This window comes from Streptacidiphilus sp. MAP12-16 (genome assembly GCF_041262165.1).
GTDB lineage: Bacteria > Actinomycetota > Actinomycetes > Streptomycetales > Streptomycetaceae > Streptacidiphilus.
Genome location: NZ_JBGCBY010000009.1, coordinates 290,112 through 310,526 on the forward strand (window position 1 = coordinate 290,112; position 20,415 = coordinate 310,526).

At 69.2% G+C, this 20,415-nt stretch carries 21 protein-coding genes; 14 read left to right on the plus strand and 7 right to left on the minus strand.

Translation table 11 applies throughout. The features are described from left to right. Positions 1 to 114: 114 nt before the first annotated feature. Genes ABIA33_RS15045 through ABIA33_RS15055 form a run of 3 tightly spaced genes read left to right on the plus strand, consistent with a single transcriptional unit; the run spans position 115 to position 3,913 of the window. The gene (locus ABIA33_RS15045) at positions 115 to 1,356 is read left to right on the plus strand and encodes a DegT/DnrJ/EryC1/StrS family aminotransferase (protein ID WP_370081514.1); all 1,242 of its coding nucleotides are present in this window, start codon (positions 115 to 117) and stop codon (positions 1,354 to 1,356) included. Continuing rightward, a complete protein-coding gene (locus ABIA33_RS15050; protein WP_370081516.1) occupies positions 1,353 to 2,867 on the plus strand; it encodes a polysaccharide biosynthesis protein in 1,515 nt (504 codons plus the stop codon). Before ABIA33_RS15045 ends, ABIA33_RS15050 begins: the two co-directional genes overlap by 4 nt. After that, positions 2,867 to 3,913, plus strand: a complete 1,047-nt coding sequence (locus ABIA33_RS15055) for an LCP family protein (RefSeq protein WP_370081518.1) — start codon at positions 2,867 to 2,869, stop codon at positions 3,911 to 3,913. Before ABIA33_RS15050 ends, ABIA33_RS15055 begins: the two co-directional genes overlap by 1 nt. 1 nt (position 3,914) lies before the next feature. On the opposite strand, the gene ABIA33_RS15060 is transcribed toward ABIA33_RS15055, so the two are convergent. Then, a complete protein-coding gene (locus ABIA33_RS15060; RefSeq protein ID WP_370081520.1) occupies positions 3,915 to 4,589 on the minus strand; it encodes a LuxR C-terminal-related transcriptional regulator in 675 nt (224 codons plus the stop codon). A 130-nt stretch (positions 4,590 to 4,719) separates the two neighbouring features. Here ABIA33_RS15060 and ABIA33_RS15065 point away from each other — a divergent pair, with 130 nt between their 5' ends. Then, positions 4,720 to 5,418, plus strand: coding sequence for a LuxR C-terminal-related transcriptional regulator (locus ABIA33_RS15065; RefSeq protein ID WP_370081522.1), 699 nt, complete (start codon positions 4,720 to 4,722; stop codon positions 5,416 to 5,418). On the opposite strand, the gene ABIA33_RS15070 is transcribed toward ABIA33_RS15065, so the two are convergent. Further along, positions 5,362 to 5,658, minus strand: a complete 297-nt coding sequence (locus ABIA33_RS15070; RefSeq protein ID WP_370081524.1) for a VOC family protein — start codon at positions 5,656 to 5,658, stop codon at positions 5,362 to 5,364. The two genes, ABIA33_RS15065 and ABIA33_RS15070, sit on opposite strands and share 57 nt — an antisense overlap. 456 nt (positions 5,659 to 6,114) lie before the next feature. Between ABIA33_RS15070 and ABIA33_RS15075 the strand changes: the two genes are divergently transcribed. After that, complete coding sequence (locus tag ABIA33_RS15075; RefSeq protein ID WP_370081526.1) at positions 6,115 to 6,618, plus strand: hypothetical protein; 504 nt, start codon at positions 6,115 to 6,117, stop codon at positions 6,616 to 6,618. A 947-nt stretch (positions 6,619 to 7,565) separates the two neighbouring features. After that, positions 7,566 to 9,026: a catalase gene (locus ABIA33_RS15080; protein WP_370081528.1), complete on the plus strand. Its 1,461-nt coding sequence runs from the start codon at positions 7,566 to 7,568 to the stop codon at positions 9,024 to 9,026. Between the two features lie 180 nt (positions 9,027 to 9,206). On the opposite strand, the gene ABIA33_RS15085 is transcribed toward ABIA33_RS15080, so the two are convergent. Beyond that, entirely contained in the window at positions 9,207 to 9,767 is a 561-nt protein-coding gene (locus ABIA33_RS15085) for a TetR/AcrR family transcriptional regulator (RefSeq protein ID WP_370081530.1), read from the minus strand. 37 nt (positions 9,768 to 9,804) lie between these two features. Here ABIA33_RS15085 and ABIA33_RS15090 point away from each other — a divergent pair, with 37 nt between their 5' ends. Both ABIA33_RS15090 and ABIA33_RS15095 read left to right on the plus strand, forming a co-directional pair. Beyond that, the gene (locus ABIA33_RS15090) at positions 9,805 to 10,845 is read left to right on the plus strand and encodes an epoxide hydrolase family protein (protein ID WP_370081532.1); all 1,041 of its coding nucleotides are present in this window, start codon (positions 9,805 to 9,807) and stop codon (positions 10,843 to 10,845) included. 214 nt (positions 10,846 to 11,059) lie between these two features. After that, the gene (locus ABIA33_RS15095; RefSeq protein WP_370081534.1) at positions 11,060 to 12,448 is read left to right on the plus strand and encodes an NADP-dependent succinic semialdehyde dehydrogenase; all 1,389 of its coding nucleotides are present in this window, start codon (positions 11,060 to 11,062) and stop codon (positions 12,446 to 12,448) included. Between the two features lie 441 nt (positions 12,449 to 12,889). On the opposite strand, the gene ABIA33_RS15100 is transcribed toward ABIA33_RS15095, so the two are convergent. Then, the gene (locus ABIA33_RS15100; protein ID WP_370081536.1) at positions 12,890 to 13,870 is read right to left on the minus strand and encodes a YihY/virulence factor BrkB family protein; all 981 of its coding nucleotides are present in this window, start codon (positions 13,868 to 13,870) and stop codon (positions 12,890 to 12,892) included. A 289-nt stretch (positions 13,871 to 14,159) separates the two neighbouring features. On the opposite strand from ABIA33_RS15100, the gene ABIA33_RS15105 reads away from it, so the two are divergent. From ABIA33_RS15105 to ABIA33_RS15115, 3 genes are all read left to right on the plus strand, one after another. Beyond that, positions 14,160 to 15,056: an RNA polymerase sigma factor SigF gene (locus ABIA33_RS15105; RefSeq protein WP_370081538.1), complete on the plus strand. Its 897-nt coding sequence runs from the start codon at positions 14,160 to 14,162 to the stop codon at positions 15,054 to 15,056. A gap of 505 nt (positions 15,057 to 15,561) precedes the next feature. Next, complete coding sequence (locus ABIA33_RS15110; protein ID WP_370081540.1) at positions 15,562 to 15,963, plus strand: STAS domain-containing protein; 402 nt, start codon at positions 15,562 to 15,564, stop codon at positions 15,961 to 15,963. A gap of 112 nt (positions 15,964 to 16,075) precedes the next feature. Next, positions 16,076 to 16,573, plus strand: coding sequence for an ATP-binding protein (locus ABIA33_RS15115; RefSeq protein WP_370081542.1), 498 nt, complete (start codon positions 16,076 to 16,078; stop codon positions 16,571 to 16,573). A gap of 151 nt (positions 16,574 to 16,724) precedes the next feature. Here the strand turns inward: ABIA33_RS15115 and ABIA33_RS15120 are convergent, their stop codons facing one another. Beyond that, positions 16,725 to 17,453, minus strand: a complete 729-nt coding sequence (locus tag ABIA33_RS15120) for a VOC family protein (protein WP_370081544.1) — start codon at positions 17,451 to 17,453, stop codon at positions 16,725 to 16,727. A gap of 114 nt (positions 17,454 to 17,567) precedes the next feature. On the opposite strand from ABIA33_RS15120, the gene ABIA33_RS15125 reads away from it, so the two are divergent. The 3 genes from ABIA33_RS15125 (at position 17,568) to ABIA33_RS15135 (ending at position 18,593) form a co-directional block, all read left to right on the plus strand. After that, positions 17,568 to 17,714, plus strand: coding sequence for a hypothetical protein (locus ABIA33_RS15125; RefSeq protein WP_370081546.1), 147 nt, complete (start codon positions 17,568 to 17,570; stop codon positions 17,712 to 17,714). A 125-nt stretch (positions 17,715 to 17,839) separates the two neighbouring features. After that, positions 17,840 to 18,295, plus strand: a complete 456-nt coding sequence (locus tag ABIA33_RS15130) for a hypothetical protein (protein WP_370081548.1) — start codon at positions 17,840 to 17,842, stop codon at positions 18,293 to 18,295. Between the two features lie 40 nt (positions 18,296 to 18,335). Then, entirely contained in the window at positions 18,336 to 18,593 is a 258-nt protein-coding gene (locus tag ABIA33_RS15135; RefSeq protein WP_370081550.1) for a hypothetical protein, read from the plus strand. A gap of 58 nt (positions 18,594 to 18,651) precedes the next feature. Here ABIA33_RS15135 and ABIA33_RS15140 read toward each other — a convergent pair whose 3' ends face one another. Both ABIA33_RS15140 and ABIA33_RS15145 read right to left on the minus strand, forming a co-directional pair. After that, the gene (locus ABIA33_RS15140) at positions 18,652 to 19,878 is read right to left on the minus strand and encodes an aromatic acid exporter family protein (RefSeq protein ID WP_370081552.1); all 1,227 of its coding nucleotides are present in this window, start codon (positions 19,876 to 19,878) and stop codon (positions 18,652 to 18,654) included. A 144-nt stretch (positions 19,879 to 20,022) separates the two neighbouring features. After that, positions 20,023 to 20,193, minus strand: coding sequence for a hypothetical protein (locus tag ABIA33_RS15145; RefSeq protein WP_370081554.1), 171 nt, complete (start codon positions 20,191 to 20,193; stop codon positions 20,023 to 20,025). Positions 20,194 to 20,415: the final 222 nt, after the last annotated feature.

Sequence of the window (20,415 nt, forward strand, 5' to 3'; positions counted from 1 at the left end):
GTGGGGGGTGATCCTCAGATGGCGTACAAGAAGTCGTCCTGCCATCGGATCCCCCTCCAGCTCCCCGTGCCTAGGTTTCGTACAGGGACACGACCGGTACGAGGAGGTAGTGCGATGGGCACGTCGGCTTTCCACCGTGGAGCGTCGGCGGCTGCCGACGAGCCTCCGGTGCCGTTCGCGCGAACCGAGATCTGCCCTGAGGCCCGGCTGGCCGCGCAACTGGTGCTGGAGTCGGGTTGGGTCAGCGCCGGTCCGCAGACAGGGCTGTTCGAGCGCGAGTTCGCCGACCGGGTCGGGGCCCGGCATGCGGTGGCGGTGAGTTCCTGCACTGCCGCGATCGAACTCGCGCTACGAGCACTGCGCCTGCCCGAACGCAGCATGGTCATGGTGCCGACGTTGACGTTCTGCGGGGCCGCCCAGGCGGTGGTGCACGCGGGACTGCTGCCGTTGCTGGTCGACGTCGAGCCGGGTACCGGGATGCCGTCGGCGGCCACGGTCGCCCGGGCGGCCAAGGACTGCGGGCAGCCGCAGGCGATGATGGTGATGCACTACGGCGGGGCCCCCGCGCCGCTGGGCGAGCTGGCCGAGGCTGCCGGGCTGCCGATGCGGCGGGTGGTCGAGGACGCCGCCCACGCTCTGGGGACCTATGTGGGCGACCGCCCGGTGGGTGCGCTCTCGCAGGCTGCCTGTTTCAGCTTCTACGCCACCAAGAACCTGCCGATCGGCGAAGGCGGCATGGTGACCACCGACGACGGCGATCTGGCCGAGTCGGTCCAGCGGGCGCGACTTCACGGGATGTCGGCGGACGCCTGGCGACGCCACCTCCCGGGCGGACGGTGGCAGTACACGGTCGACGACGCAGGCCTGAAGGCCAATATGACCGAACTTCAGGCCTCGATCGGGCGGGCGCAGCTGCACCATCTCAGCGACTGGCAGCACCGGCGCGAGGACCTTGCCGCCCACTACACCTCTCGGCTGCGTGCCGTGCCCGGGCTGGCCCTGCCGTCCGCGCCCCCCGAAGGCCGGCACGCCTGGCATCTCTACGCGGTGCGCGTCATGGACCACTACGGGATGCACCGGGACGAGTTGGTGGCACGGCTGGCCGAGCAGGGCATCGGCACGTCCGTGCACTTCATCCCACTGCACCACCTCTGGTACTTCCGGCGCAGCGCTCTGCGGCCGCCGAGCGGACTGCCTGGCGCCGACGGGCTCTTCCCACAACTGCTGTCGCTGCCGCTGCACCCCGGCCTCACCGAGGACGAGGTCGACCGGGTCTGCGACGCGCTCGCCGGGCTCGCCCGTGGCTCGGCGTCCGGTGCCGCGGAGGCGCCCCGAATGAAGGCGGACTCCTCATGACTACCTCCCCGGCCATGTCCGCGCAGACGCAGCAGCATCCCAGTACCGCCCTGCGCACCCTCATCGTCGGCGCCGGCGAGGCCGGTTGGGCCCTCGCCCGCGACCTGCTCCGGGTACCGGAGTTCGGCCTCGCCCCGGTCGGCTTCCTCGACGACGACCCGGCCAAGGCCGGCAACAGGATGCTGCCCCTGCTGGGCAACCTGGACCAGACCGAGTCGGCTGTCACGGCCCACTCGATCGAGGCCGTGGTGGTGGCGATCCCCGGTCTTTCGGCCGAACGCTTCCAGCAGGTCGCCGCAGCCGGGGCGGCGGCGGGCGCCAGCGTGCGCTACCTGCCGTCGTTCATTGCGGCGCTGCGCCGCGACGTGGTCGGTGGCGACCTGCGCGCGCTGGACGTCAACCGGCTGATCGGCCGCCAGGAAGTGCATGTGGTGGGTGCGGAGGCCCGGCGAACGATCGCCGGGCGGCGGGTCCTGGTGACAGGTGCCGGCGGCTCGATCGGCAGTGAACTGTGCCGTCAGGTCTACGGCTTCGGTCCGAGCCGGCTGTTCCTGCTGGACCACGACGAGTCCAACCTGCACCGCCTGCAACTGGAACTGTACGGCTCCGCCGTGAACGTCGACGACGTGGTGATCTCCGACATCCGCGACCGGGCCCGCCTTGAGCAGGTGTTCCACGAGCTGCGGCCCGAGGTCGTCTTCCACGCGGCCGCCCACAAGCACCTCCCGATACTGGAACACCACCCCTGCGAGGGTGTGAAGTCGAACGTGCTCGGCACCGACCACCTGGTCCAGGTCGCCATCGAGACCGGCGTCAGGCGATTCATCCTGATCTCCACCGACAAGGCGGCCGACCCGATCTCGGTGCTGGGCGCGACCAAACGGCTGGCCGAGATGATCGTGCAGGCACGGCACGCGGCACCGACGGTCTTCGCCGCCGTGCGGTTCGGCAATGTGCTGGGCAGCCGCGGCTCACTGCTCGACGTTCTGGCGGAACAGTTGCGGTCTGGGGCGCCGGTCACCGTCACCCATCCGGACATGACGCGGTTCTTCATGACCATCGAGGAGGCCGCCGGGCTGGTCCTCGAAGCCGCTCGACTGGCCACCGGCGGAGAGGTGTTCGTCCTGGACATGGGCGAGCCGGTGCGGATCCTGGACCTCGTACGCAAGTTCGCCGAGCAGATGAACACGGAGCAGCCACCGATCCGCTTCACCGGCCTGCGGCGCGGCGAGAAGCTGAGCGAGTCGCTCTTCTCCGAACGCGAACAGCGCCACCCCACGGCGCACCCGAAGATCCAAGCCGCCATCCCGTGCTCGCTGAGCGCCACGGCCCGCGTCGCCCTCGGCATCCCCGACCTGTACGCCGCCGCGGAGCGCAACGACGCCGCCGAGGTACGCAACAGGCTCGCCCAACTGCTGCCGGGCTTCCCGGTTCCCGCTTCGGCGAGCCTTCCATCGGCGTCCGCCGAGCGGCACCTGGTGGCAGCGGCCCCGTACCCGGACGACTTCTGATGTTCGGCCACCGCTCCCCGCACCGGCGCCGGAACATCCTCCTCGCGATCGGCGCCACACTGGCCCTCCTGCTGATGCTGGGCGCAGGCGGCCTGTGGTGGGGCACCAACCACTACGCCGGCCAGGTGCAGCGGATCGCAGGCGCACTGCCGACCGTCCCCGCGTCCCAACGTCCGGCCAAGCCCCCCGAGGCCGCGAAGTCGATGACCTTCCTCCTGGTCGGGCTGGACTCGCGGGCGGATCTGCCGACCACAGGCAACGCGGCCAAGGCACCGCTCTGGGTGTACGGAGCACAGCGCACTGACACGATCATGCTGCTGCACCTCACCTCCGACGGGCGGAACGCCTATGTGGTCTCGATTCCGCGTGACACCTGGGTGCCGATTCCCGGACACGGCTCAGCGAAGATCAACGCGGCGTTCTCCTGGGGCGGCCCGCCGCTGCTCATCGAGACCGTGGAGCAGTTCACCGGCATCCGGATCGACCACTTCGGCGCCATCGACTGGAGCGGTTTCAAGTCGCTCACCGACGCGGTCGGCGGGGTCACGATCACCATCCCGAACAACTCCTACGACCCCCAGCAGAACCGCCACTGGACCACCGGCACCTACACCATGAACGGCGCAACCGCGCTGGCCTACGTACGCCAGCGCTACGGCCTGCCCAACGGCGACCTGGACCGGATCGCGCGGCAGCAGAACTTCCTGCGGTCCCTGATGGCCAAGACGGCAGGCCAGCTCTCCTTCACCGATCCGTTCGGGCTCAGCCGGGTGCTGGACGCGGTCAGCAAGGCGGTCAGCGTGGACGACCAGTTGTCCAACAGCGCGCTGCGTGACCTCGCCCTGGGCCTGCACGACGTGGGCTCAGGCAATGTGACCTTCGTGAGCGCGCCGCTCGGGCAGTTCATCACCGTCGACGGACAAGCCGCGCTGACGCTGGACCCGCGCAGCACCCCCGCACTGTGGAAGGACGTCAGCACCGATCGGCTGCCGGCCTGGACCAAGCTGTACGGCACCAGCACGCTGCTGCCGGCCACCGTCCGCTGACTCATCCCGCCCGCAACTCGACGCCGAGCCGGTTGGCCAGCGCGACGGCCTCCAGGCGGGAGTGCACGCCGAGCTTGTCCAGAACGCTCTGCACATGGGTGCGCGCGGTGTTCGTGGTCATGCCCAGCGCGTGCGCGATCTCGATCGTGCCGTCTCCCTCGGTGAGCCGCCGCAGCACCTCCAGTTCTCGCTGGGTGAGCCAGCGAAAGGGCTCGCCCAGTCCGTCGCGCCGGGCTCGCGCGTGCCGAATGGTCTCCAGGGCCAGAGCCGGTTCGATGAACAACTCGCCCGCGACCACCCGGGTGAGCGCCTTGTCCAGCATGTCGATGCCCTGATCCTTGCTCAGATAGCCCACGGCTCCCGTCTCCATGGCGGCCGCCACCAGCACCGGATCCGGGTCCCGCGACACCGCGAGGATCCGCACCTCCGGCGCGTACTTGGCGATCAGACCGATGGTGTCCACGGCCCGTCCATCCGCCAGATGCAGGTCCAGGACGCACACGTCGGGGCGGTGTGCGAGAACGGCCCGCACCAGTCCGCTGCGACTCGTGGCGGTGGCTCGGACGCGGTAGCCGCAGTCGACCAGGGCCAGTGCCAGTGCATCCACGAACAGCCGATCAGCCTCGGCCACGACCAGCTCCGGCGCGTCAGGTCGAGGTGGCGGATGATCAGTCACGACAGACCTCCCACCGGTCGCTACCAGCTGCTCCGGTCGCTCCGGTCAATCCGGTCACTCCAGGGAAGCAGAAGCGTGCGCACTCGGCCACCAGTGGCAGCCGCCCGGGCCCCATGGCAACCTCGGACTCATGCCGGGCACAATCCGAATCCTGGTCGTCGACCGACGCCGCACAGTGGCTGAGGTACTCGCGAGAGGACTGCAGCAGAGCGGAATGGCGAGCAGCGCGGTCGCCAGCCTCGCGGAGGCGCGCAGGCTCGTCGCGGCCGGCCAAGGCCATGCGGTCGTCACCGATATCGGCCTGCTCGCCGCCGAGAGCTACCCGCCGACGGGTCTTCCCTGGGTCCGAGAGCTGGGCGTACCGGTCATCGTGCTCAGCGAGGGCAGCCGGACCGACGACCTCGCCGGCGTCGCGGTCCGCGCCGGTGTGCGCGGCTGGGTGCCCAAGAACAGCTCCCTGCAGCACTTGCTCACGGTGATCGGAGGCGTACTGAGGGACGAGACGTGGATCCCGCCCCCTCTCCTCACCCGGGTGCTCGCCGAGTTGATGACGATGCGTGAGGACCAGGAGCAGGGCTCGGAGTTGCTGGCCACGCTCACCACACGCGAGCGCGAAGTTCTGGGCCTGCTCTGTGCGGGTCTCAGCCGTCCGGAGATCGGTCGGCGCCTGTTCCTGTCGACCAATACGGTGCGCACACATGTCCAGAACTTGATGATCAAACTTGACGTGCACTCATCTGTGGCCGCGGTGGCCCTTGCCAACCGCGTCGGCCTACCCAGCGCCCTCCAGGATCAGGAGGCTGAGGGCATGGACACGCGAGAGGCATAGCGTCAGTTCCCGACGTGCGGTTCGCTCCGACGAGTTCAACCTGTGCAACGCGCGGGAGCCGATCTCTCCCGGTCGTTTTCCTTTGGCCGCTTGCGAGATACGGACCGTGTTGCCCGAGGGGTGGTCCCGGAACGCGCAGTCGCACGGGCCCCAGGACTGGCCGATGGGCTCCTGAAGCACCGCGGCGCCGGAGGCTCGCACCTTCTCGAAGGCCGCGTCGACGTCGTCGGAGCGGAACACGATGTTCGGCAGGACCCCTTGGTGAGGAGTTCCTGCAGCGCGTCACCGTCGGCCTGTGAGCGTCCTGCATGAGGCACGGAGAGCACGATCTCGAGTCCGGGCTGCGCGTCGCTGCCGAGCGTGACCCAGCGGAATCCGCCCGAAGCCACGTCGTTGCGCACCTGGGGACCTCCTGCACGCGTCGGTCACACTCATGCCCGCCCGCAGCAGCGCCATCGCCTGCTCAACCCGCCGGGTCATGCGCACTGGCCGAGGTTCATTGACACGGTGTCGGCTCGGGCGCCTTCCGGGACAGCCGTACGGGGGAAGTAGCGCCGCCGCGTGAGTGACGAAAAGCGGTGACGGATTATCACTGGCCCGTTAATCACATATTCATTACTTCGTAGGAGTTCTTTAGGTGCAGGGTCCGGGCGACCTCCATCCGCACGGGCCCCTCTCTCAGGAGGTAGAAGAAATATGCGCGCAAAGCGCTTCGTGTGCGCCATGGCCGCGGCCGGCGCCGTCGTCCTGGTTGCATCCCCGACAGCGAGTGCCGATGACGGTGCACGCGGCCGAGTGACCGTGCAGCCGAGCAGCGTCGACCCGGGCGACACCGTGTGGGTCTTCGACGGCGGCCAGTGCCACACCAAGGAGGCTGTGGCCACCTCGGAGGCGTTCTGGCAGCCGATCGAGCTCGAGCACCGCGACGACGGGATTCTTGCCGGCAAGGGCAAGATCTCCCCGACCGCCGAGCCGGAGAAGTACGACGTCTGGGTCAAGTGCGGCGACGAGAAGTTCAAGGGCTGGGTCTGGGTCAAGAAGGGCGACGACCGTCCCCACGGCGGCGTCAGCACGGGTAGCGGCGGCGCCATCGCCGGCACCAACTCGGCGGAGATGGCCGCGGGTGCGAGCCTGCTCGCCGGCTCTGCCGGAGCGGGCGCGCTGATGATGCGTCGTCGCCGTGCCGGCGGGGCGGTCTGAGTCTCCTCCCGCACATCGTCCGGCCGCGGCACCCGCCTGATCCAGGCGGGTGCCGCGGCCACGTCCACGAGCGGGGTGGCGAAGAATCCTCCCGGCCGTAGCCGGGAGGGAGTGGGATCGTCCGCACGACTGGTCGGGCCAGCCGCGAACCGAGCAGCCCGCCGATCGAGGGCGCGTCGAAGGCGCGGCCGTACTGCCACGGCGCGAACCCGAGTCGGCCGAGCATCAGGACGGCCAGCAGCGGCTTTCTGCACGACCGGATCGGCCATTTACACCGCCGAACGCCTGCAGATCTCACGAACGGCGGTACGCCGCATCGCCGACCGCAGCCGCGCCATGCAGCACCAGTACGAGCAGCGCTACCACACACTCAGAGCCAAGGCAGTCGCCACCGCGGCAGCGGTCATCACCCCTGCCCTCGCCGCACAAGCCGCCACGCTGCTGCGATGACCTCCCGTCACCCTGTGCCATCCCAGTCGACGCCGCCTCTGGTGGTGCCCGGAGACGAATGCCCCGGTGCGTCCCCAGCTCAGCCCACTGTTTGACGCGGCGCGGTGCCTGTCTCACGTCCGGGACCCTCATCCGACGAGCGACCTCACCATGTGCCGGTCGATCCAAAGACCTCGCTGGCAGGGGTTGAGCGCAGGACGCCGGTGGGCCTGTCTGGGCTCCGCCCCGCGCCCCGGCGCTCCCTTGGGGAGGGGGACGTCCGAGCGCGCCTCCGCCTGCGCAGACAAGCTCGGCCACCCGTAGAGTGACAGATGGTGGTAATTCGGATGTTCCGGCTAGTCGGCGGACAAAATGGCCGCTGGCGGCGGTGGCAATCCGCGCCGGATGAGCATTCACCGTCCTAGCGGGCGTGTTGGCCGTCGTCGGGATCTCCGCGAGCGTTCGATCCGGCTGTGTCGCTCGACCCCACCGTTAGCGGCCTGCAAGGAGACACACGTATGAACGACGTACAGCCCGAGCCGACCCAGACGACAGATTCCGGCATTCCGATCGAGAGCGACGCGTATTCGCTGACCGTCGGTCCCGATGGCCCGATCCTGCTGCAGGACAGCTACCTGATCGAGCAGATGGCCACCTTCAACCGGGAGCGCATAACGGAGCGCCAGCCGCATGCCAAGGGCAGCGGCGCGTTCGGCCGGTTCGAGGTCACCAATGATGTCAGCGCCTACACCAAGGCGGCGCTGTTCCAGCTTGGGACCACCACCCGGATGGTCGCCAGGTTCTCCACCGTTGCCGGGGAGCGAGGCAGCCCTGACATGTGGCGGGACCTGCGCGGCTTCTCGCTGAAGTTCTACACCAGCGAGGGAAACTACGACATGGTCGGCAACGACACGCCGGTCTTCTTCGTCAAGGACCCGCTGCATTTCCAGAACTTCATCCGCTCCCAGAAGCGCCGCGCCGACAACAACCTGCGCGACAACGACATGCAGTGGGACTTCTGGACCCTGTTGCCTGAGACCGCGCACCAGGTGATCTGGCTGATGGGCGACCGCGGCTTCCCGCGGACCTGGCGGCACATGAACGGCTACAGCAGCCACACCTACATGTGGATCAATGCTCAGGACCAGCGGTTCTGGGTGAAGTACCACTTCAAGACCGACCAGGGCATCGAGTTCTTCACCCAGGACGAGGGCGATCGGCTGGCCGGGACCGTCCCCGACTATCACACCAAGGATCTGTACGAGGCGATCCAGCGCGGCGAGCACCCGAGCTGGACGCTGCACATGCAGATCATGCCGTTCGAGGAGGCCAAGACCTACCGGTTCAACCCGTTCGACCTGACCAAGGTGTGGCCGCACTCGGACTACCCGCTGGTCGAGGTGGGCAAGCTGACCCTCGACCGCAACCCCACCGACAACCACACCGAGATCGAGCAGGCCGCCTTCCAGCCGAACAACCTGGTGCCAGGGATCGGGCCGAGCCCGGACCGCATGCTTCTGGCCCGGCTGTTCTCCTACTCCGACGCGCACCGGGCCCGGCTCGGCGTGAACTACGAGCAGATCCCGGTCAACGCACCCATCGCGCCTGTCAACACCTACAGCAAGGACGGGGCGATGCGGATGGTGAACCGGACCGACCCGGTGTACTGGCCGAACTCCAAGGGCGGCCCGCAGGCGGACGATGAGCACTACAAGCCCGCGAGCTGGTACGCCGACGGCGAGATCATGCGCGCTGCCTACGTCCAGCACGCCGAGGATGACGACTGGGGCCAGGCCGGCACGCTGGTCCGCGATGTGATGGACGACGCCGCCAGGGACCGGCTGGTCAGCAACATCATCGGGCAACTGCTCAACGGCGTCACCGAGCCGGTGCTGGAGCGCGCCTTCTGGTACTTGGGCAACGTGGACAAGGACCTGGGCGAGCGGGTCGAGAAGGGCGTCCGTCGCGGGCAGTCCTGATCGGAAGATCGCTTCGCGGGCCGGACCCCGCAGAACCATACGTCCAAGGAGATTCCCGATGAACCGCCTGCGATGGCTGGCAGTGGTTGTGGCAGCTCTGATCGCCATGGGAGCGGGATACCTTCTCTCCTACCTCGTCGGCTGATCACCCCGCGGCAGCCGGAGCACCGTGCCGACGCATCACCCGTCGGCGAGGCGTTGGATGGTGGTGCTCAGCCAGGCCTGGAGAGCAGCGGGGTCGCCGAGCTCGGAACGCAGGACCCGGCGGCGAGTCGAGACGCCGAGCACGAAGGCGTCGATAGCCGCGGCCCGGCCGCGGGCGTCCGCGTCGTCCAGGCCGCCCTCGCGCAGGTAGCGGTGCAGCGGCTCGAGCGAGTTCGTATCGAGGAAGGCGGCCAGCGCCTCCGCCGCCTCCGGGCGTTCGCCGGACGCGCGTTGCAGTACGAGCAGCGGGTCCTCCCCGGGTGCGCCGAACCAGCGCTGGACGATGCTCGCCGCGAGGCGTGAACCCAGCGCGGAACGCTCGCCGTCGAAGGAGTTGGAGACCGGGATCTCCACCCGGGTTGCCGCCAGGAAGAGGCCGTCCTTGCCGCCGAAGTAGCGCGTGATGAGGTTGGGCGACACGCCGGCCGCGTCGGCCACGCCTTTGACCGTGATCGCCGTGTACCCGTGCTGGGCGAACTGGTGTCGCGCGTGCTCCAGGATCCGCTGCCTGGTTGCGGCCGCATTGCGCAAAGTCATGTGTACGAGCATACACATCATGTGTACGCTGATACACATGAACGACGAGATGCGTGAACGACTCCAGCGGACGCGGCGTGTAACGACCCCGTGGAGTGACGACGGGTCACGCGGCATCCGCGGCACCCACCTCGACGAACTGCTCGAACGCTGGGCGAACGGGTACGACTGGGGCGTGCACGAGCGCCGCATCGGCGAGTTCCCCTGGGTGACGGTGCAGGCAGGCGACACCGACCTGCGTGTGATCCACCAGCGGTCTGCGGATCCCGGCGCCCCGGTTGTCGTGCTGCTGCACGGCTGGCCGGACTCGGTGCTGCGGTTCGAGCGCGTCCTGCCTTTGCTCACAGACATGCACGTGGTGGTTCCCGCCCTGCCGGGCTTCCCGTTCGCGGCCCCGCTCACCATTCCCGGTATGTCGGTCAACCGGATCGCCGGGATCCTCGCGGACGCTCTGGATGAGCTCGGTTACTCGCGATACACGGTGTCCGGTGGCGACGTGGGTGGCACCGTCGCGGAAATCCTCGCAGCCGAACACCCGGACCGGGTGGCTGCCCTGCACCTCACGAACACTGCCCCGCAGCGTGCGCTCACGGCGGACCCGGCGAAGCTCGCGCCCGACGCGGCGGCCTACCTCCGCCGGTCGGCGCAGTGGTTCCGGACCGAGGGCGGGTACATCGCGGAGCAGTCGACACGGCCGAACACGCTCGCCGTCGCCCTCGGTGACTCACCCGCCGGCCTCGCGGCGTGGATCGTCGAGAAACTGGAGTCCTGGTCCGACGAGTCCGCCTTCACCCCGGACGAGCTTCTCACCTGGGTCACCGCCTACTGGGTCACCGGCACGATCGGCACCTCTTTCGCCACGTATGTCGAACCGGTCACCCTCCCTGACCGGATCGACACGCCGACCGTGCTCTCCGTGTTCCCACGCGACATCAAACCGGAGCCGCGAAGTTACGCCGAGGCGTTCCTGAACGTTTGCGACTATGTGGAACACCCTGCCGGCGGCCACTTCGCAGCCTGGGAACAGCCCGAGGCCTACGCCGACGACGTACACCGTGCGGTCAAGCTGGGCGGCTGAAACGAAGCAGGGTGTAGTTCTCACCGGGGGAAGGTCGCTGATCAGGCTGTGGGGCGGTGGTCGTGTCGGTCGGCGGTGGGGTAGAAGCATTCATGGGTGCAGCGCCGGCGACAGGGAGCAACGCCGCGGTAAGCCGAAGACGTCCCGCAGGATGTGCGTCAATTCCTTCGAGGCAGGGCAGGCAACCTCACAGGAACGAAGGGAGACTGCCGGTATGCCTATCGCAACTGTCAACCCCGCCACAGGGGAAATCCTCGAGACCTTTGAACCGCTCGACGCCCAGGGTGTCGAGGAGCGCCTGACACGGGCGGCCGCGGCGTTCGCCGACTACCGGACCACCGGCTACGCCGAGCGCGCCGCCCGGCTTCGTGCCGCCGCGGACCTGCTGGACTCCGGCGGCGAGGAGACCGCTCGCACGATCACCCTGGAGATGGGCAAGCCGATCGGGCAGGCCCGTGCCGAGGTGGCCAAGTGCGCCAAGGCCATGCGCTGGTTCGCCGCACACGCTGAAGGCCTGCTCGCCGACGAACACATCGATCCCGCTGACGTCGCCGACGCCGGCGCGTCGGCGGTCGTGGTGCGGTACCGGCCACTGGGGCCGGTGCTCGCGGTGATGCCCTGGAACTTCCCACTGTGGCAGGTGGTCCGCTTCGCTGCCCCCGCACTCATGGCGGGCAACGTGGCGCTGCTCAAGCACGCGTCCAACGTGCCGCGCACCGCCCTGTTGCTGGAGCAGTTGTTCACCCGGGCCGGATACCCGCAGGGGTGCTTCCAGACCCTGCTGGTGGGGTCGGACGCGATCGAGGGCATCGTGCGCGACCGGCGGGTGGCGGCAGTGACGCTCACCGGCAGTGAGGCGGCAGGCCGCGCTGTCGCCGCCGTAGCGAGCGACGAGGTGAAGAAGAGCGTCCTGGAACTGGGCGGCAGCGACCCGTTCCTGGTGCTGCCCTCGGCCGACGTGGAACGCGCCGCACAGGTGGCGGTCACGGCCCGGGTGCAGAACAACGGGCAGTCGTGCATCGCGGCCAAGCGCTTCATCGTCCACAGCGACGTGTACGAGCCCTTCGCGGCAGCCTTCGTCGAACGTATGTCCGCGCTGCGTGTCGGTGACCCGCTGGACGAGGCTACCGAGATCGGGCCGTTGGCCAGCGAGAGCGGTCGGGCGGATCTGGAGGCACTGGTCGAGGATGCCCTGCGGCAAGGCGCGAAAGCACAGTGCGGAGGGCAGCGGCCTACTGACCGCCGCGATGGCTGGTTCTACGAGCCGACGGTGCTCACCGGTATCGCCAGCGGAATGCGCATCCACCGCGAGGAGTGCTTCGGTCCAGTCGCCACCCTCTACCAGGTCGGCAGCCTCAACGAGGCCGTGGAGCTGGCCAACGCGACGCCCTTTGGCCTCAGTTCCAACGCCTGGACCCGGGACCGCACCGAGCAGCGGATCCTGGAACGGGACCTGCAGGCGGGCGGCGTCTTCTTCAACGGCATGACCGCCTCACACCCGGCCCTGCCGTTCGGCGGCGTGAAGCGTTCCGGGTACGGCCGGGAGCTGTCCGCGCACGGGATCCGCGAGTTCTGCAACATCACCACGCTCTGGTACGGCTAGACCACCAGCGAGTCCGACGTGCCCGCGTGAGGACGGCTCAACTGGCGTGACGCCGCGAGACGGTGCCGCGGCCGCCCTATCGCTCGTCCTCGGTCAGGCCGCCCCACGCCCCGTAGGACTCCCCCGGCATGAAGGGCGTAGCGCCGGCAGGCGAGTTGGACCAGGCAGCTGGCGCACATTCTCTCCGCCGCGTCATCCGACCCGGCCTTTCGGGTGACGTGCGGAAGGATCCCGACGGGGGAACCGGGATCCTTCCGCACAGGGCCGCCGGGACCACGGGGGCCAAGGTCCGCCGGTCGGCCACATCGATCGCCTTACCCGTGCACGGCGGATGAAACGTGTGCCGGCGGCATCGCGGTCCGGACCAGGGCGCGGCGAGTCAGTGGGCGCCCACCCGGCGACCGGGGATCGATACGCCCGTCTCCGCGATCGGGCGGCCTCTCAGGCTGTGCCGCCGGCTTCGGGGTCATCGTCGGTGAACACGTTCTGCACCCGCTGCTCGGGGCGGCGTTCCTCCTGCTTCACCAGCGCCGCCAGGACCTGGCGGTCGGCCCGAGTCAGCGGTGGCTGCATCAGGCCGCGCGGCCACAGCCGCCTGGCCCGCACCACATTGGCCTCCGCCGCGTACACGGTGATCTGCGCACTCAGATAGAGCCAGGAGATCAAACCCAGGACGGTGCCGAAGAAACCATAGACCTGGGTGGCGTGCCGCAGTTGATGGGCCACCAGATAGCCGCCGAAGCTCTGCAGGACGGTCCAGGCGGGACCGGCCACCAAGCATCCCGGAAGAAGGTCCCCAAATTGCACCTCCTCCGGGGTCAGGATCCGGAAGCAGAGCAGGTAGAGGCCGGTGTTCACCGCCGCCGAGGCGACCAGGGCACCGGCGACGGCCAGTGCACCGTGCGCGAGGAAGCCGGCCAGCGCGGCGGTGGCCGTGCTGAGCAGCAGACCCAGGCCGAGCGCTACGAACAGCAGCAGGCCGCGCCCCAGCCGGGGGAGGAATCCCGGGCGCTCCACGCCAGGGATGTTCCACACCTGGGCCATCGCGAACTGCAGGGCCTGAGTGACGCCCAGCGCTCCGTAGAGCAGGCCGAGGGTGCCGATGACCACGGCGATGCCGGCGCCCTGCAACGAGTGCACGTTCTGACTCAACTGGCTGCCGATGATCGGGAAGTCGGCCAGCGCCGAGTGCAGTACCGCGCGCTGGGCGCTCTGGTTGCCGTGAAGCACGAAGCCGAGGCCTGTGGTGAGCAGCAGCAACAACGGGAAGACGGCGGCGAATCCGTAGTAGGTGACCAGCGCGGCGAGCTGGCCGCCCCGGTCGTCGCCGAACTTCTTCACGACGCCGAAGACGAATGCCGAGACCCGCCCCCGCTGCTGTGCCCGGTCCACGGCGCGGAGCGCGCGCTCCACCGGGTTCATGACGCTGAGGCCGATGCACCGTCGTGGGTTTCACGGACGTCCGTGCGGGCGCTGCTCATGGCCTTCCTCCTGGAGTCCGGCGAAACGCTGTCGCTGACCGTTACTGCTCGGCTGCCCTGAACTGCACCGTTGACACCTCGGCCGACGATGGGCGACACCACGCGTCAACCGAGAAAAGTAAGGGTTTGGTAAGCGCGACCATAGTCCGGCCGATGGAGGGTAGGGGACCTGGCGGAGTACGCACCGACCACGAATCCCGCTCACGATGCACGGAGGAAGAGGGAGCATCATGTCCCCGCAACTCACGGCTTCGACTGACGCTCGAACCCGAACGGTCCAGACCGCCGCACGGACCGAGGCGCAACGTCCAGCTGAGCAGGTCTTCCAGATCGAGAAGATCGACAACCCCTCCGCCTGCTCCCCCGCCGACGCCCGGGCCCTGTCCAAGGCCCTGTTCGCCAGGCTGCGCGAGGCGGAAGAGGGCACCGCCGAGTACTCCTACGTCCGGGGCACGCTGATCGAGCTCAACCTGTCGCTGGTGAAGTTCGCAGCCCGTAGGTACCGCACCCGCAGCGAGCCCATCGAGGACATCATCCAGGTCGGCACGATCGGCCTGATCAAGGCCATCGACCGGTTCGACCTCGACTTCGACGTGGAGTTCACCACCTTCGCGCTGCCCACGATCAGCGGTGAGATCAAGCGTTTCTTCCGCGACACCAGCTGGATGGTCCACGTGCCGCGCCGCCTGCAGGAACTGCGCCTTGCGCTGGCCAAGGCCGGCGACGAGCTGGAACAGCAACTGGACCACTCCCCCACCCCCGCCGACTTCGCCGCCCACCTGGACCTGACCGAGGCGGAGGTCATCGAGGGCATGACCGCGGGAAACGCCTACACTCCGCATTCCCTGGACGCCACCAGCGGCTACGAGGACGACGGCGCGCCCACCATCGTGGACCATCTGCTGGTCGACGACCCGGCCTTCGAGGCGGTGCTGCATCACGAGACACTCAAACCGCTGATCGCGGGCCTGCCCGAGCGCGACCGCGCGATTCTCTCCATGCGCTTCGGCGCCGACATGACCCAACACCAGATCGGCGAAGCCCTGGGCGTCTCCCAGATGCACGTCTCCCGGCTGCTCGCACACATCCTGCAACGCCTGCGCACCGGCCTCCTCGCAGAGGACTGACCCCGGGCACGGGTTCCCCTCGCTTTCGAACCCCGTCGATGAAGTCGATTTGTATTTCAAGGGCGGGATCGTGCTGCGGCACGGCGAGCCTGCGGTCGATGTGCCGGGAGGTGGAAGTGTGGTGGTCGGGGTCATCGCGGCATCGCCGGGCCGTCTTTCGTGGCTGTCGCATCCTGCGCTGTCCCACCAGGCTGAGACGGACGTCTACGGCCTGAGGGCCGGCGCGCTGCGACCTCACCCTCAGCGAGCCGGCCCACGCGTGGTCGTTGGTCCTACCGGTCCTACCGGTCCTACCGGAAGGGGGAACTTGGCGATGTCCACGAAACGGCGCGCTGGTGGACCGCGAGCGCCCTGCTGTCGCCGTCGCGCCTCGAGGCAGCTGTCGAGGCAGCTGTCGAGGCACAGCCTTTCGGCATAGTGTCTGCACCGAACGATGTCCGCACCGACCGGCGTTCCCTGCAGACGACCCTCCCCTGGTGGGGACGGCAGACCACGAAGGAGAGTCATGGACGGCACTGCCGCCGATGCATCCAGCTCGAACGAACCGGTGCAGATCCCAGCGGTCGCCGCGGGACGGCTGACGGTAGAGGTCAGGGATCTCGGTTCTGCGGTCGTCGTCGCACCCGTCGGCGAGCTGGACCACGACACGGCGGACGTGCTGCGCGAGCGACTCGACATCTGCCTCAGTGCTGAAGCGCCATGGATCCTCGTGGACTGCCGCGAGTTGAGCTTCTGCGACTCCACCGGCCTCAATCTGCTGCTCGCCACGCGATCGAAGGCCGAGTCGTCCGGCACCAGGATCAGTCTCGCCGAGCTGCACTCCACCATCAGCCGACTGTTTGAGCTCACCGGTGTGGACGCGGTCTTCGAGATCTACTCGACCGTTGACGAGGCGGTGCGCTCCTAGTGTTCCGATTCGCAGGGACGGCGGGGTGTTCGGAGCTCCGGCGCGGGCAGGCGTACGAACGAATCACCGGGCGCCCCCAGCGCCGCAGGACCCCGCGAAGGGATGAGGTCGGATGAACTCGAGCCAGCCTCACCAACGCTCCACCCGCAACGGCGCGCTGCCGCGGGCTTCCGCGGACGGCCGGGTCCCGGACGGCCAGATCCGCCGGCTGGCGCTGTTCGGCAGCAAGGGCGTGGTCGGCCGATGTCGGGACTTCGCCCGCGACGGCCTGCGTGACTGGGGCTGGCTCCCCGCCACCGGCGACCCCGACCGGCAGGCGTCGGCCGACGACGTGCTCCTCGTGGTCTCCGAGCTGGTCACCAACGCCTGCCTGCACGCCGGAGGCCCGACCTCGCTCCAACTGCGCGGCTCGGCCGGCCTGATCAGGGTCGAGGTGCACGACGCCAGCACCAATCGCCCCCGACCGCGCACCCCGCAGGACCTCGCAGGCCCCGGAGGCCACGGCCTGTACGTGATCGACCGCCTCGCCCGCCGCTGGGGCGTGACCGTGCACGAGGACGGCACCGGCAAGTCCGTCTGGGCCGAAGTGGTCGCACCGCCCGGCCCTTGACACCGTCTGTTGAACCACATGGCGGTTGGACCTTCCTGACCAACCATGCCCGCGTGCTCGCCGCGATCTCGCAGGACCCCGGCACCCGCGTGCGGGACATTGCCTCGCGGGTCCAACCACTACTGGCAAGCAACCGCCCGCGCGAGCCCAGTCAGAGCGGGGCGATGAGCGAGAACCGGGCGCCGTGGGGATCGCGCACGGAGGCGGTGGGGCCGTAGGGCGACGGGGCCGGCGGGGTGATGATCCGGCCGCCCAACCGCTGAGCGTGTGCGGTCGCGGACTCGACGTCGTCCACTGCGAAGGAGATGTGCCAGTGTGCGGTCTCCTCCCCGTCGACGGCCTTGACAGTGCGCAGAGCAGCGACGTTGTGCCCCTGCACGCGCACCACGACGCGTTCGTGCTCCCAGTGGACCTCCAGTTGCTCGGGACCGAGGTGGTCCCAGTCCAGCACGCTGCCGTAGAACATGGCGGCGCCGAACGCGTCTTCGGTGCTGAGCTCCACCCAGTTGGGTGCGCCGGGCAGGCGCAGGTGGCGAGCAGGTCCGGCCGTGCCCTGCCACAGGCCGAAGGCCGCGCCGCCGGGGTCGGTGGCGATCGCCAGGCGTCCGCCGGTGAAGTCCATGGGTCCGATGCCCACCGTGCCCGCGCGCTCACCCACCCGGCGCGCGGCGGCGGCGATGTCGGTCACCCCGAAGAACGTGGTCCAGGTGGCCGGGAACTGCCATCGTTCGGGCAGGGCAGCGATGCCGGCGACCTTGGTGGCGCGGGTGAGGGCGTACGCGTACGGGCCCGTCGGCTCGGAAACGGTTTCGAAGCTCCAGCCCAGGAGCGGCCCGTAGAAGGCCTGTGCTGCTGCCACGTCCGGGGTCAGCAAACTCACCCAACTAGGGGCCCCGGGCACGCACGGCACCGGGGGAACTTCCTGCATCATCGTCATCGCCCCATATCTCGTTGCCCCTCGCCTTCCCCGTCCGACCGCCGGTGGAACCGTTCCGTGCTGCAGCAGGCCGTCGACGTCACCCGCCCGGCCGAAGGCGGCCCCGACACCCGGCTCTTCCGCGGCTCGCCGCGCCCGGTCGGATACGTTCATGGACGCAACGGCCTCCATCGGACGGGCGGCTCACCGCTGCGCGCCGGGTGAACCCGGTTCGGGAGCGCCGCGTTCACATCCGGGTTTACATCCGGCGCGCTGGGCAGACGCCCTGCGACAGCGCCCCCGACCCGCAGCGCGGTCCTCGGTCCGGACCGCAGAGCCAGGAGGTTCCGGTGCCCCGCTCCCGACGCGACACAGCATGTGTCCGACCGCCCGGCGGACCCCGCATCGCCGTCGAACTCGTAGCCTGGTGGGTGCTGCTGTTCCTGCTGTACGTGGTGTTCATCAGCACCCTTTCCGCGCTGGAACTCTGCGTGGGCGCCGGGGTGTCGGGGCTCGCGGCGGTGGGTGCGTGGACAGTGCACCGGGCCGCGCAGCCCACAGCCGGGCCCGCCGGTCAACTCGCGGCGGCGCTGCGCGGGCGACCCACCCGGGGCCGGTTCCGGCCCGTGCGGCTGCGCGAAGGCGTCGGGCCGTCGTGGGCCTGCGCGCTGCTCTCCGGTACGCCCGGCAGTTGCGTCGTCGCGATGGACGAGGAGAAGGGCGACGGAGCGGTGCTGACGGTACACACGTTGTTCCCGGCCCGCTCGAGGCTCGAGCGGGCGCTCACGCAGGCGGACGACGCGTGAACGCGGCGAGGGCGGGCAGGCGCGCAAGCAGCGAGTTGTAGTGACCCGTCACGAAGGAGAGGGCAGGGACATGGGGATAGGCGGTTGCATCGGCATCTTCGCGCTGGGCGCGATTCTGACGTTCGGCGTGAACTGGCATGTGTCAGGGATGAACATCCACGTGGTGGGGGTGATCCTGATGGCCGCAGGACTCATCGGCACACTCGCGACCGTCGGCATGTACCGTCGCCGCCGCCCGCCCGTCGGAGGCCCGATGGAAGGCGAGGAGATCATCCGCGAGCGGCACTACTACGATTGAGACGCAGCGGAGGGCAGCCGGTCCGCGGCTTGGCCCCTCGGCCGGCCGTCCAGCAGCCTCACCTACGGCGGCGGAAGCGAAGGTGCTCGCCGCGGGCGAACCGCCTCAGGTTGCCGAGGCGGTTGAACCTCGCACTCTTGAGCGCGGAGACACGGTCCAGCTCCTCCATGAGTCGCCGCGACCGGTGCTCCAGGTCCAGCTCGTCGAGGATGCGGTCGACTTCTGCCAGCAGCGAGCCGTACAGCTGCCACGCATGGGGGCGCTCCTGGACCCGGTCCAGCAGCATGTCAGCCACCTTCTCCCGACTGGCCCCCGCAGCGGAAAGCTCCGTGGCCAAGCGGGACTCGGCCTCCTCGGCGTTGCTGCTGGCCTGCGCCGTCACCAGCACGGCGAAGCTGACCAGGGCTGCGCCGATATGGGCGAACAGCTCTTCCAGCGCGAGCGCGACCTCACGGGGGAACAGCGGCTCCCCCTGGTCCCGTCGCTTGGCGAGGTCGGTCAGCGAGCGGGCCAGGACGCGCACCACGACCACGCAGATCTCGAGGGTGTCCAGCCCCGTACGGAGAACCAGACGGGACAGGAGGCCCTCCGGGGTCCTGGGATTCAGCCGCAGGCTGTCCTCCGCCTGCCGCAGTGAAGCGTCGACGGCGGCGATGTCCTGGTCCAGCCTGCGGGCCTCGTGCAGCCGGGCGGCAGAGCGTCCGACCTCAGACGGTCTGTCCAGCTCCTCCGCGATACCCAGCAGCAGATGGCGCCCGCGTCGGGCGAGGTCCTCGAGGGACTCCCCCGCGGTGTCCACCCAGACTGGAGGAGCGAACAGGAAGTTGAACAGCAGACCCACCCCGGCGCCGATCAACGTCTCCAGCACCCGGTCCCAGGCCTGGGACGCGAGTCGGGTCACCCCGAGCACGAGCATCGCGCTGATCGCGACCTCACTGACGAACTCGTCGACCCGTACGAAACGCCCGACGGTCAGGGCAGCGAGAATGATCAGGCCCAGGCTCCACCACGACAGCCCCGTCACGGAGCTGAACCCGATGGCGATCAGGACCCCGATCACGACGGCGTTGACGCGACGGATGCTGGTGGTGAGCGTCGAGTACAGGGTGACCTGGACGACCAGCAGCGCGGTCAGCGGCGCGGTCAGCGGGGCCGGTTCACTGCTGAGGCGCTCCGCGACGGCGAAGGAGATCGTGGCCGCCACCGTCGCCCGCACCGTCTGTTCCACGACGGGGTTCCTGCGACGCTTGGCCAGCCCCGTGACCGCACCACTCACACCACGCATTCCTCGACTATTCCCACGCTGAGCTCGCGGCGACACAAGCAACGACACTGCGGGCGTCCCAATGGCTCAGCGGGAGGAGGCGCGGCGGCGATGACGGCGGTCCTGAACGGTGGCCACCGCCGAACCCGGGGCCCGTCGCGCCGATCATGCCAGGCGGCGGGGCCAGGGATCGGCGATCCGCATCAGCCGGCCGTCGTGGACGTACCAGCTCACATGGCCGCCCAGCTCCACTTGGCAGCGCCACTGGACCGGCCGCCCTGCGGCGTTCCACGACCACGCCCAGACCACGCCTTCTTCCCAGCTCCCGTCGCGCATCGCGACCAGGACGTCACGACGCCGCGTCGAACATGGATCGGTGACCAGAGGAGGAACCGCGCGCGCCAGCAGGACTGGCCAGTCGGCCGGAGTCTCCTGGTGGAGTGAGCGGTTTGGAGCAGGGTGCGTATCGAACATAGATTCGATACTGCCACTACGGGCCCGCCCGTACCAATCCGCCGTGCGTGTTCGCGGTGTGGCGACCCTTGACCCGGTCGAGGT